Raw genomic sequence first — 13,158 nt, 5'->3', positions numbered from 1 at the left:
GGATTAACCTTTTGCCGAAGTTGGGGTTTTATCTGTAGGCTGAGGTTGTTGTGCGGTGTTATCGGCAATGATTTGAGGATTTGGCATAGGGACCAGATGTGGATTTACAGGATCACCCGGACGGATACGTTGCAAACCATTCACCACGATGCGGTCACCGACTTGCAGGCCGCTATTAATGATTTGTAGGCCGTCTTGTTGTGCGCCGAGTTTTACTTCACGGTATGCAGTTTGGTTTTTCGCATCGACCACCACCACAAAACGTTTGTCCTGATCGACACCAATTGCCGTTGGGCTAATCAGAATCGCTGCGCGAGGTTGTCCACCACCCAGACGGATGCGGGCATACAGTCCAGGGAGCATCACACCTTTGGGATTATCAAAGGTGGCACGAACCCGGATGGTGCCTGAGGTGGTATTTAAATTATTGTCGATGGAACTGATATAACCTTCACGGCTAAAACCAGATTCATTGGCGAGACCGAGATAAACGGGAACTTGAGCCGAATTGCGTTGATTGCTGATGTATTTTAAATAAGTTTGTTCATCGACATCGAAAGATGCATACAGACGTGACACCGAAACCAAACTGGTGAGGACTTGTGCGCCATTGCCTGCGGAGACCACGTTACCGACCGTGACTTCGGCACGGGAAATACGCCCACTGACAGGGGCAGTAATACGGGTATATTCCAGATTCAAACGGGCGGTTTCCACTGCGGCTTTAGCGGCTTGCAAGTTGGCATTGGCTGAGCGGGCTTCATTTTCCGCTTGATCGAGTTCTTGATGGGCAATCGCATTACTTTGGATTAAACGCTGGTTGCGGCCTAAGTTAGCTGAAGAGTAAGTCACTTGCGCTTCAGCCGAGGCCAGTTGTGCTTTGGCGCGATTTAGTTCTGCTTCAAAAGGCCGTGGGTCAATGGTAAATAGCAGGTCACCTTTGTTAACTAAACTGCCATCTTTAAAATGCACGGCAATCAGTTTGCCTGAGACCTGAGGGCGGACATCGACTTGATCGATGGCCTCGAGGCGTCCGGAGTATTCTTGCCAATCGGTAATGGTCTGACTGACCACACTGGCGACATCAACGGTTGCAGCAGGTGCTGCACTTGCTGTTGGGGTAGCTTTCGCATCTGCATTTTCTTGGAAGAGAATAAAACTGCCACCCGTTGCAAAAATAGCAAGAATGACGGCAGACAGCGTTAGCTGTTTGCGAGAAAGTGACATGGGATGCTCCTGGTTATTTGAATCCCTGTTTTCAGACTTTTTGTTGTGGTCTGTATGGGAGAAACAGGTTTATGGAATGAAAGGAGCATAAAAGTTTGTCAATTACGAATAAATATACTAAATTTGATAACACTATTCGTATTTTTATAATAATTGTTGTGTCAAACTGAAAAAATGCAGCAATGAGGAGTGGGTGTGTGGACCTATTTCATGCAATGAGAGTCTTTAATAAAGTGGTTGAAACCAACAGCTTTAGTTTGGCAGCTGACAGTCTGGGACTACCGCGTGCTTCTGTCACCACGACCATTCAGGGTTTAGAAAAGCATTTACAGGTTCGTTTACTGAATCGAACCACCCGTAAACTGAGCCTAACACCCGATGGTGCAGTGTATTATGACCGTACGTTGAGAATTTTGGCCGATGTTGAAGATATTGAGGCCTCTTTTCATGATGAGCAACGAGGGCCACGAGGGCGTTTACGCATTGATGTACCTGTCTCGATTGGTCGTTTAATCTTAATTCCAAGATTGCGAGAGTTTCATCAGCGTTATCCCGATATTGAGTTGGTGATTGGCTTGAATGATCGGCCAGTCGATCTGGTAGGTGAGGCCATTGATTGTGCTATTCGGGTTGGAGAATTACAGGATTCAAGTTTAATTGCACGCCGTATCGGTACGTTCCAGTGTGCTACGGCAGCATCGGCCTGCTATTTAGAAAAATATGGTGAACCGAAGACACTTGAAGATTTACAAAAAAATCATCAAGCCATTCATTTCTTCTCCAGTCGGACAGGACGCAATTTTGATTGGGATTTTGTGGTCGATGACTTAATCCAGAGTGTCAGTGTTAATGGGCAGGTGTCGGTCAATGATGGCGATGCTTATATCGATTTGGCGCTGCAAGGCTTTGGGCTGATTCAAGGACCGCGTTATATGCTGACCAATCATTTTGAAGCAGGGACTTTAAAAGAAGTCTTGCCGCAGTGGACATGTGCACCGATGCCGATTTCAGTGGTATATCTACAGAGTCGGCATTTATCCCAAAAAGTTCGGGTCTTTGTCGACTGGGTGGCGGAGCTGTTTGCAGGATGTCCACTATTGGGTGGTAGTGCTTTGCCGCTGGATCAGAAATGTGAATTTGCCTGTGACCAAAAAAGCAATCATGAATATACCATCCGGACTTTGGTGGAGCAGCATAATATTGCTGAAGCGCGGGCTTTAAAGACTTAAAGATCAGTGATGGAGTTACAAGCTTAGTCATCACTGAATCTATAAAAATGCGTAAAAAGGAGATCAAAACGCTACGATCTTCTGCATGCGCTTCATCCGAAAAATGATAAAAAATGATCAGAAAAATAAAATATATGGTAAAAAAAATGCTCAACAAAAAGTTGAAATAATATTAAAAATCAAAGGGGAAGTATAAGTGAATAAAGTTTATAGAATTGTATGGAATGCAACACATCTCTGCTGGCAAGCCGTGAGTGAGAAGGCCAAAGGTGGAATCGTTGCAACGCAATCAACAACAAATATCAAATCTAAAACTTCTGTTGCTCATACAGCAAAAATAACAGCATTCTTTGCAGTGAATGTATTGAGTGCAAGTATTGTTTTCGCGGGACCAACAGGTGGGGTGGTGAGTTCTGGAACAGCGAGCATTTCAACCGCAGGTACCACCACCACGATTAACCAGTCCACCGCAAAAGCTGCAATTGACTGGAGCAGCTTTTCCACCAATAGCAATGAAATTGTGAATTTCGTGCAACCGAATAGCAGTTCAATTACCTTAAACCGCGTCACAGGTACAAGTGCATCCAACTTAAACGGTCAGTTAAATGCCAATGGACAAGTGTTTATTATTAACCCGAATGGGGTGCTATTTGGCAGTACCTCACAGGTGAATACCGCGGGTTTGGTGGCATCGACTTTAAACTTGAGTAATGCTGATTTTAATAATAATCTATTTAATTTTAACAATCCTACCAATAACAAAACCGTTGAGAACCGAGGCAAAATTACCGTGCCTACTGGCGGTACGGTTGCCTTAATTGCACCAACGGTAAAACAGACAGGTACGATCAAAGCACCGCAGGGCAATGTATTATTGGCAGCAGGTGGTGATATTACCCTGAATCTAAATAATGGCAGCCTATTGGGTTACACCATTAATCAAGGTAAAGCACAGGCCTTGATTAACTCAGGTGGCATGATTCAGGCCGATGGCGGTAAAGTGATCCTTACTGCAAAAGGGATTGATGAATTAAGCAATGCAGTGGTGAATAGTGTTGGGGTGATCCAAGCACAAACGGTGAATAATGTCCGTGGCGTGATTGAGCTTGGCAGTGATTTAAGCAGTGGTACCGTGAATGTCAGCGGTACCTTAGATGCATCCGCCCCGAACGGAGGCAATGGTGGGCAGATTAAAACTTCTGCGGCAGAGGTAAATATCAATTCTGGGACCAATATCACGACACAGCGAAATAGTACGAGCAGCTTACCGCCGACCACCAGTGGCTGGGAGCTGAAATCCAAAAATGTCGATGTCAATTTCTTTGGTGGCAGTGTCAGCAGTACCACTTTGGGTGATGCTTTAAACAAAGGCAATGTTACTTTGAATGCGATTGGTACGGCAGAAGGCCAAGGCAATATTAATCTCAATGATGCAAGCAGTTGGAACGCCAATACCGCACTAACACTAACCGCAACTAAAGATATTAATTTTAATAGCGATTTGGACTTAAGTGGAGATAAAGCCAAGCTTGCTATGAACTATGGAGCTGGTTCGGATTACAACTTAAATAATGGTGCCAAGATTAATATCAGCGGTTCATCACCGACTTTATTGATTAATGGAACGTCTTACATTGTAATCAATGACTTAGGTGAGGAAGGTGATGCCAATATCAATACCCTACAAGGGATGAACAATAACCTTACTGGAAATTATGCTTTAGGTAGCAATATTGATGCCTCTGATACGGTGAATTGGAATAATGGGAAAGGTTTTGACCCCATTGGTAGTTTTGGCACAATTCTCACGATATTGAATGACCCCAATAATCCAGGTGGGATTACCGCAACTCAAACAACGATTGATAAACCTTTTACAGGCGAATTCCATGGTCTTGGGCATACGGTTAATGGATTATATATAAACAGGCCTAATCCATTACTGTATGAAATTCCGACACAGTTACCAGCGGTTTTTGACGCTTATTCAGTAGGTTTGTTTGGCGCAACGACAAATACGGTGAGAGATGTTGGAACGATTGAAGGAATGGTAAGCGGTACAGGTAATGTTGGTGGCTTAATCGGTTTTCAAAAATCTGGTGTCGTTAAACATGTATTTAGTTCCAACGCTGTGCAAGGAACCTCAGGGGTAGGAGGACTCATCGGTACAAGTGGCTACCGAGATGAAAATCATCAACAAAGCACTGCTTCTATTTTGAATTCTTATGCGACGGGTGAAATTACACTGTTAAGTCTGCCTGCGCCACTTATTGGAGGAAGTGCAGGTGGATTGGTAGGTAAAAGTTATAGTTTAATTAAAGAGAGTTATGCGACGGGAAATATTCATTCAGAACAAAGCAATTCCTCAACAGTTGGGGGGCTTGTGGGGCAGCAAATAAATAATGACATTATTCAGAGTTATGCAACAGGCAATATTTCTGGAAATATAGACAGCTTAGGCGGTCTAGTTGGTTCATTATTATTTTCTCAAGGAAATACTAAAATTTTGCAAAGCAATGCCACAGGAAACTTGAATGGAAAATCTGCGGTCGGTGGCTTAGTGGGTTCGATTGGTCTTGAGGCTGTTTACAACAATCCGACTCGTGATATTAATGCGACTGCTTCAATTGAGGACAGCTTTGCCGTAGGTAAAGTAACAGCTACTGATGATAGCTATCTGTCATCAGCAGGGGGATTAATTGCTTCAATTAATGGTGCTGTCAAAGTTAAAAATAGTTACTCAACTGGAGAGGTGATTGGGACATCTAAAACTGGAGGTCTCGTTGGTTCAATCAGTAATAACTTCCCAAGTTTGCAGAATAAGACTGAAATTGAAAATAGCTACGCAACTGGTAAAGTCATTGGAACCGAATATACAGGTGGCTTAGTTGGTTATAACTTGTCTGAAAGTATTATCAAGAATAGCTATGCTCAAGGCGATGTTCAGGGAACAAACAGCGTTGGTGGTTTAGTCGGATTTAATGCCACTGAAATTTCGAATAGCTCAGCTCAGGGTCATGTCACTGGAGAAAAAAATGTGGGCGGTTTAGTGGGGAAAAATGTAGAAGGCGTAAGTCATAGTTTTGCGACAGGGAATGTAACGGGAACAGAGAATGTTGGTGGCCTCGTCGGGTATAATGAAAAGTGGGCAAATGCTGAAGAGGGTGTAATTTTTCGTAGTTATGCCACTGGTTCAATTAACGGAAGTACCAGCGTCGGTGGTTTAATTGGCTTGAATCATCTTGGGAATGTGTCTTCTAGTTATGCAACAGGTGATGTGAAGGGCTATCAATATACGGGTGGCTTAGTTGGGAATACGCAAGGAGGGTATCTTCTCAATACCTATGCTTTGGGTAATGTTATTGGGCAAAACTCTACTGGTGGACTACTTGGAGGTAGAACAACGAATTACTTACCAAAAGTTGAAAATAGCTTTTCTTCTGGTTCTGTGAGTGGCGTAACGAATACAGGCGGACTGATTGGCAATACCAATGGAATCACGATTGATGTAAATAGCTATTGGAATAAAGAGACCTCTGGACAAAGCCAAAGCGCTGGAGGATATGGAAAAACCACGGCTGAGCTGCAACAAATTCTGACTTTTTCAGGGTGGGATATTGCCGATGTTTCTGACCCAAATTCAACCTCTGTTTGGGTGATTGATGAAAATAATAGCACCCCATGGTTGCGTTATAATCACTAATATTCAAAACAAGAATGCGTAGATAAAACAAGAGGTTTCGGCCTCTTGTTTTGATGAATTGTTCATTTAAACGATGATTTCACCTGAATACTCATCTACTAAACACGTTGTATTCCAATGCTGCATCGGATTATGCTTTCGATAATGAAAAAATAAAACATAAGGTAAGCGATGTCGACTCAACTAAAATGGTTCATGTTCGGAACCAGTATTGTTCTCGTACTTGCAGGTTGTAGCGCCGCATCTCAATATCCCATTTCTGCCAGTTATGGCCCTCAACCGGTATTGCCCAAACCTCAATCGGGTTTAGTGCCTACTGTGAATATTGCCCCTGCTAAAGGCTGGCCGAAGGGTATGATGCCAACGCCAGTAGAAGGTTTAAAAGTTCAGGCATACGCCCAAGGGCTAGATCATCCAAGATGGCTGTATGTATTACCCAATGGTGATGTGTTAGTGGCTGAAACTGATGCACCGCCTAAGCCTGATGATAGCAAAGGGATTCGTGGAAAAATTGCGAAAATGGTGATGCAACGTGCTGGAGCATCTTTTCCTAGTGCCAATCGTATACGTTTATTGCGTGATACCAATGGCGATGGGATTGCCGATAAAAATACGGTTTTTCTGGAAAATTTAAACTCGCCCTTTGGTATGGCTTTGGTTGACGACATGCTCTATGTGGCCAATACCGATGCCTTGATGCGTTTTCCTTATCAGGATGGTGCGACAAAAATTACGGCGCAGGGAACGAAGGTTTTGGATCTACCTGCAGGAAAACTCAATCATCATTGGACCAAGAATGTGATTGCAAATCCTGAGGGTACCAAACTATATATCTCTGTTGGCTCTAATAGTAATGCGGCTGAAAATGGCTTGGATCAAGAAGTGGGACGAGCACAAATTATAGAGTTTGATCTTGCCTCAGGCAAAGCACGGCCTTTTGCTACAGGACTTAGAAACCCGAATGGGATGGGCTGGCAGCCGCAAGGTGGTCAGCTCTGGACGGTAGTAAATGAGCGTGATGAGTTAGGCAGTGATTTAGTACCTGACTATATGACCTCAGTCAAAGACGGGGCATTTTATGGTTGGCCCTATAGCTATTACGGTCAACACGTCGATACACGGGTAAAACCACAACATCCTGAGATGGTGGCTCGTGCACTTAAGCCTGATTATGCTTTGGGAAATCATACCGCATCTTTAGGATTGGCCTTTTATGCCACTGAATTAATGCCGCAATATCGTGGTGGCGCATTTATTGGTCAGCATGGTTCATGGAATCGGAAACCACATAGTGGCTATAAGGTGATTTTTGTCCCGTTTAGAAGTGGCCAACCTGCTGGGGAACCACAAGATGTGTTGACGGGCTTTTTAAGTGATAAAGGCCAAGCCTATGGACGCCCAGTCGGTGTTGCCATTGATTTTTCGGGTGCACTGTTAGTGGCTGATGATGTTGGGGATACCATTTGGCGTGTTTCTCCCATTGCTCAAACCACATACGAAAGTCCCATGCAAGAGCCTAAAAGCAGTCATTTTAAATAGTAAATGTTTGAAATCAAAAGATGCTTAAAGCTTTAGTTTGAAACTGGGTGTTGAAAGTCTTAGATAGACAGTTATGTATTGTTTTTGTGAATCGTTCTAGGTTTTAAGATCAAATGTGTGATATAAATAACATTATTAGCGATAGTTAATATCGTAGTCCCATTCTCTTCCCCAAGGGTTTGGGATTTTTTTTGCTCTTGCTAACGATGCATCCTGAATATTTGAGTGATTTTGATGGGGAGTCAATCTGATTTGCATGGCTTGGGATGAAAGATCTGAAAAAATATTTTCCAGACCTGATTTTGAAAAGGGCTGTGTTTATTTCTTTTGTTTAAAACGATATTTGCATTTCAGACAACGATAGTCCTGAAAAATATTCTTATCGACCAGCACACCTGCTTTTTTCCCAAATATATTGCCAACTACACCACCCGTAATTCCTGCACTGATTGCACCGACAAAAGTGCCTACCGTACCACCGACAATCACACCTAAAGGACCAGCAACCGTACCAATTGCTGCACCGATGGAAGCACCGCCTGCAGCGCCACCGACTGTACCTGCAGTCGTACCTGCGGCCGTGAGTAAGACACCGCCCGTGGTTCTCAATAATTTGTCATGATTACGTGTTTCAACTTCTGTTGAACCACATTTAGGGCATTCGATAGGTTTTTCCATAAAACGATTTATCCTGTCTTTCTTTATTGAGTCACCCAGTCGATTTTGCTCAATCAAATGAGTGAGCCAATATCAGACTTTGGAAGAAGATATGTTTCTGATGAAAGAAATCAGCTACATCACTTTTTCAGTTTTGATTTTAGCGGAACAAGGGCATAAGTATTTATAGTTCATGTAAATTATCTGTGCATATATCCATCTGCATTTTTTAGAAGTGAAATAATTCATTAGGTCTAAGTAAAGGAGAGCTGACTGGGCGATACAAAGTGATATTCAGTTGAAATTTTAGAGATTAAAAGGAAAGATCGTTGCTGAAGGAGATAATTCGAATCAGCAATAAAGCTCCTGTTGTTACAAGAGCTTTGATGTGGTGTGCTCAATCTTTAGGCTAAAAAAGTTTCTTGTAGATAACTCCACAACATTTTGCCATCGATCTCTTCAATTAGCGCACAAGAACGTCGAATCAGCACGCCAGATGCTTTGGTATGTTTTTCCGTATAGGTCAAAACAATCGCATCAGGCTTTTGCATCAAGATTTGCTCATCATAAATTTCAATCTGGATATCTGGCATTTTGCCTTGATTATTGGCAAATAGACCTTTCACTTGTTCGAGTGAAATACGTTTTCCAGCCGCACCGACCATTTCAAAATGATCTGCAAAATACTCAATCAGCAGGGGAAGGTCTTGTTCTGCATGTTTGCCACTAAAAATATTTTCAATCAACACATGCATGCTATGGATGCTTTCGATTGCCCGTTCTTTTATCAGTGCCATATTCATTTCCATTGAAAAGTATCATTTGGTCTTATTTTAAACCAAAAATAAATGTAATATTCAATATAATTTTAAAATAAATTTAAGATTGATTATCTGATATAAAGGACCTTTTATTTAAAAAATATAATATTTATCATATGATTAAATTTATATTTTGTGCTTTTGGGGTAGCTTTGTGCAAATATAAAATCGTTTAAATCATAAAAAAGGTATAACTTTATACCTGAAATATTATGGAAAATTCCATGTAAAAATAATAATTATAGAGCAGGATAATTTTCCTTATTGAAGACAGAGCAGAAACGGATTCTGCTCATATTGTCTCCAATAAGAAGACCCATTAGAAAAATGGCATGGACAAGGAAGCAAAATGGATACGCAATCTACTGAGCCCAAACAAGCTCAATCAAATCTTTATGCATGGTATGTGGTACTACTGTGCATGTTGGCCTATATCTTTTCATTTATTGATCGACAAATACTGGCGCTGATGATCGAGCCGATTAAAGCGGATCTCGGGCTTTCAGACACGCAATTTAGTTTATTACACGGTTTAGCCTTTTCTCTGTTTTATGCCTTTATGGGCTTACCCTTGGCATATCTGGCAGATCGTTTCTCCCGTCCAAAAATCATTGCCATCGGGGTGGTATTTTGGAGTATTGCAACGGCATTTTGTGGGCTAAGTAAAAACTTTCTGCAACTGTTTTTGAGTCGTATGGGCGTTGGTGTGGGCGAAGCTGCTTTGTCACCCGCAGCTTACTCGATGTTTAGCGATATGTTTAGCAAGGATAAATTAGGACGCGCTGTCGCCGTTTATTCGATTGGTTCTTTTGTCGGTGGCGGGATTGCTTTTCTGGTCGGTGGTTATGTGATTGGCTTGCTCAAAAATATGGATAGCATCATGGTTCCAGTTTTTGGTGCACTTAAGGCATGGCAAGCCGCATTTATTATTGTCGGCCTGCCTGGTGTCTTTATTGGTCTATTGGTTTTACTCACCGTGAGAGAGCCGCAACGCAAAGGTCAGCGTCTAAATGCACAGGGGCAAGTAGAAAAAACCAGTATGAAGGATGCATTCAAATTTATTAAAAAGCATGGTCGTACCTTCAAATGTCATTATTTAGGTTTTACTTTTTATGCAATGGCCTTGTATTGCCTGATCAGTTGGTCACCTGCGTTCTATATGCGCAAGTTTGGTCTTACCCCAACTGAAGCGGGCTATATGCTGGGCAGTGTGTTACTGGTGGCGAATATCCTAGGTGTATTTTGTGCCGGTTGGCTGAACGACTGGTTTATTCAAAAAGGCCGTAAAGATGCGCCGATGATTACTGGCGTGATTGGGATTGTGGGTTTAATTATTCCGATGATGATTTTTACTCAGGTGAATGAGTTATGGTTATCCGTGGTGTTCTTAGTGCCTGCAATGTTCTTTGCTTCATTTCCGATGCCGATTTCAACCACGGCTATGCAAATGTTGGCACCAAACCAGTTACGCGCACAAATCTCAGCGGTATTCCTATTGATCAGTAATCTGGTTGCGGTTGGGATTGGGACGACATTGGTGGCTTTGATTACTGATAAGGTGTTTGAAAATCCACTCATGGTCGGAATGTCTTTGTCGATCGTGGGTACGATTTCCTGTGTATTGGCCTTTATCTTACTGAAAAAAGGCTGTCAGGCATTTAGTGACAGTATGCAGCAGGAACATGGATCTTGATTTGATGCTGTACTGAGTAGGTAAGGCCCATTCTTTGTAATGGGCTTTATGCTTTGCCCGTGAAATCTTTAGCAAGGGAGTGAAGTGATGCAAGCGAGTTTTAAACTGGATCATTTGCATTATCTGGATGAGTTTTTATTATTTCAGTCCAATGATTACCAGACCATTAAAGATCAAATCAGTCACTATCTCTGCCCGCATCGTTTTGATGTCGAAGTACGAGAACCTCTAAATACACGTTTGAATGGCTTTAGCTTTGGTAATGGCGCGCTGTACGATCTGAAATATAGTGCGCCTGTGATGATTAACATTGAGGATAGTGCTGACTTTTATTTATTTAGAATCACGCTGGAGGGGCAATGTCAGGTGGGATTTGATCGGCAGCAGATCGTACAATCAGTGGGGATTATGTCAGTCACTCATCCACATACACGACAGCAGATCATCACCAATCAGCATTGTCGTAATATTATTTTAAAACTGGCGCAACAGGATATCGAAACCCAATTATTCAACATGTTAGGCTGTCATAGTCAGGAACCATTGCGCTTTCATTCCTCATTATCCTGTAGTTTAGAAGGGATCGATGCGATTATTGAAACACTGAATTATCTGTGTCATGCCTATTATAATATTCGCAACTGGAGCTTTATTTCAGCCAGTTTTAGCCAGTATTTGATTGAGCTAATTTTGCTTAAAATCCCGAATAATTATACCGAACGGTTGAATGCCCAACGACAACAATTGCTGCCAAGCTATATAAAAAGAGCACAACAATATATTCAGGAACATCTGCAACAGGCTATTTCCTTAGCTGATTTAAGCCAGTATTGCGATGTGTCGATACGAACTTTGCAAAAAGGTTTTAGCCAGTATTTACAGCAAAGCCCAGTGGAATATATCCGTGAGCAACGCTTGGAGCAGGTACATTTGGCTTTGCAGTATGCGCAGACAGATGAAACTGTGACCGATATTTTATTGGAGCATGGCATCCAAAGTTTTGGGCATTTTTCCAGCCTATATAAAAAACGTTATGGCTGCTTGCCTTCGCATACTTTAAAAAAAGATGCTGTGCCAGTCAGTCAAATGCGTGCGTAAATGGAATATTCACTGCGCATTTGGATAAGCCATTAAGCTGTAGTCGTTCTATGCTGAATGACAAATCAATCAGCAGGAGCGCACATGAAAATTACAGTACTCGGTGGCGGGCATGGATGTTATGCAGCAGCAGCGGAAATGGCAGAAAAAGGCCACGATGTCGTGTTATGGCGTCGAGACCGTGAAGCCTTGCAGCAGTTGGCTGCTACGGGCGAGCTTAAAATCAAAGATTATCAGGGTGAGCGCTCAGTGAGTGTTGGCTTTGAAAATAGCCAGATTAATCTCTCGGATCATTTAGAAAAAGCCATTCAGCATGCCCAGTTGATTATTATTCCTTTACCCGCAACCACGCATCTGGATTTGGCTCAGCAGGCAGCGCCTTTCTTTCAAGCGGGTCAGGTGGTGTATTTACCGCCTGCAACCTTTGGTAGTTTTATTTTTGCCAACGCCATGCGTGAAGCAGGTAACACCGCTCAAGTGGCTTTTGCGGAAACAGGCACACTGCCATATTTGGTGCGTAAGCATGGGGTCAATCAGATTGTGGTGAGTGGTTATGCGACCCGTTTACCGACTGGTGTTTTGCCAAGTAAGTTGTCTGAACACGCGTTTCAGGTATTAAAACAGGCTTATCCAAGTGTAGAACCGATCGAAGATAGCCTCAGCGGTGCATTAATGAATGCAGGGCCAATTATTCATCCACCGTTGATTTTGATGAATGCGGGGCCACTCGAACATTTCGAAGCGTGGGATATCCATAATGAAGGCACACAACCCTCGATTCGCCGTGTCACCAATCAGCTTGACGCAGAGCGTATACGTGTAAGGGAAGCATTGGGCTATGCTGCGCCGCACTTTCCACTGGCTGATCACTACAATAAAGATGGTGAGGGTGATGAATGGATGTATGGGCGTGGGGCGCATGGCAAATTAACCGATAGTGGCGACTGGCGTGAGGACATCAACTTACAGACCCATCGTTACATGCTGGAAGATACGCGTCTCGGGCTATCCTTTCTGGTTTCGGTGGGGCGTTGGGCGGGTGTCGCGACACCTGTGGCAGAAGGGCTACTGAATATTGCTTCTGCGGTGACAGGAAAGGATTTGTATCAGGAAGGGCGGACTTTTGAGAATCTGGGGCTAGCTGATAAAAGTAAGGCTGAGTTGCAAGCGATCTTGCAGCAAGGAGTCTGA

At 42.9% G+C, this 13,158-nt stretch carries 9 protein-coding genes; 6 read left to right on the top strand and 3 right to left on the bottom strand.

What is annotated here, in order from left to right; all coding sequences use genetic code 11:
• Nucleotides 1-3: 3 nt before the first annotated feature.
• Entirely contained in the window at nucleotides 4-1,227 is a 1,224-nt protein-coding gene (locus tag NDN13_RS09110) for an efflux RND transporter periplasmic adaptor subunit (RefSeq protein WP_251118003.1), read from the bottom strand.
• Nucleotides 1,228-1,424: 197 nt separating this feature from the next.
• Between NDN13_RS09110 and NDN13_RS09105 the strand changes: the two genes are divergently transcribed.
• From NDN13_RS09105 to NDN13_RS09095, 3 genes are all read left to right on the top strand, one after another.
• Nucleotides 1,425-2,456 (top strand): LysR family transcriptional regulator, encoded by a 1,032-nt coding sequence (locus NDN13_RS09105; RefSeq protein WP_251118002.1) that lies wholly within the window; start codon nucleotides 1,425-1,427, stop codon nucleotides 2,454-2,456.
• 196 nt (nucleotides 2,457-2,652) lie between these two features.
• A complete protein-coding gene (locus tag NDN13_RS09100; protein ID WP_251118001.1) occupies nucleotides 2,653-6,159 on the top strand; it encodes a two-partner secretion domain-containing protein in 3,507 nt (1,168 codons plus the stop codon).
• Nucleotides 6,160-6,330: 171 nt separating this feature from the next.
• Entirely contained in the window at nucleotides 6,331-7,698 is a 1,368-nt protein-coding gene (locus NDN13_RS09095; protein ID WP_251118000.1) for a PQQ-dependent sugar dehydrogenase, read from the top strand.
• A gap of 318 nt (nucleotides 7,699-8,016) precedes the next feature.
• Here the strand turns inward: NDN13_RS09095 and NDN13_RS09090 are convergent, their stop codons facing one another.
• Nucleotides 8,017-8,376, bottom strand: a complete 360-nt coding sequence (locus NDN13_RS09090) for a hypothetical protein (protein WP_251117999.1) — start codon at nucleotides 8,374-8,376, stop codon at nucleotides 8,017-8,019.
• 383 nt (nucleotides 8,377-8,759) lie between these two features.
• Nucleotides 8,760-9,152, bottom strand: a complete 393-nt coding sequence (locus NDN13_RS09085) for a hypothetical protein (RefSeq protein WP_005321688.1) — start codon at nucleotides 9,150-9,152, stop codon at nucleotides 8,760-8,762.
• Between the two features lie 373 nt (nucleotides 9,153-9,525).
• On the opposite strand from NDN13_RS09085, the gene NDN13_RS09080 reads away from it, so the two are divergent.
• The 3 genes from NDN13_RS09080 (at nucleotide 9,526) to NDN13_RS09070 (ending at nucleotide 13,158) form a co-directional block, all read left to right on the top strand.
• Nucleotides 9,526-10,869, top strand: a complete 1,344-nt coding sequence (locus NDN13_RS09080) for a spinster family MFS transporter (RefSeq protein ID WP_241271323.1) — start codon at nucleotides 9,526-9,528, stop codon at nucleotides 10,867-10,869.
• Nucleotides 10,870-10,956: 87 nt separating this feature from the next.
• On the top strand, nucleotides 10,957-11,967 hold the full coding sequence (locus tag NDN13_RS09075) for an AraC-like ligand-binding domain-containing protein (RefSeq protein WP_251117998.1): 1,011 nt from the start codon (nucleotides 10,957-10,959) through the stop codon (nucleotides 11,965-11,967).
• An 84-nt stretch (nucleotides 11,968-12,051) separates the two neighbouring features.
• Nucleotides 12,052-13,158, top strand: a complete 1,107-nt coding sequence (locus NDN13_RS09070) for an NAD/NADP-dependent octopine/nopaline dehydrogenase family protein (protein WP_251117997.1) — start codon at nucleotides 12,052-12,054, stop codon at nucleotides 13,156-13,158.

The sequence above is a fragment of the Acinetobacter sp. C32I genome, assembly GCF_023702715.1.
Lineage (GTDB): Bacteria > Pseudomonadota > Gammaproteobacteria > Pseudomonadales > Moraxellaceae > Acinetobacter.
The sequence above is the reverse complement of the archived record's forward strand: the minus strand, read 5'-3'. Positions and strand labels throughout refer to the sequence as shown.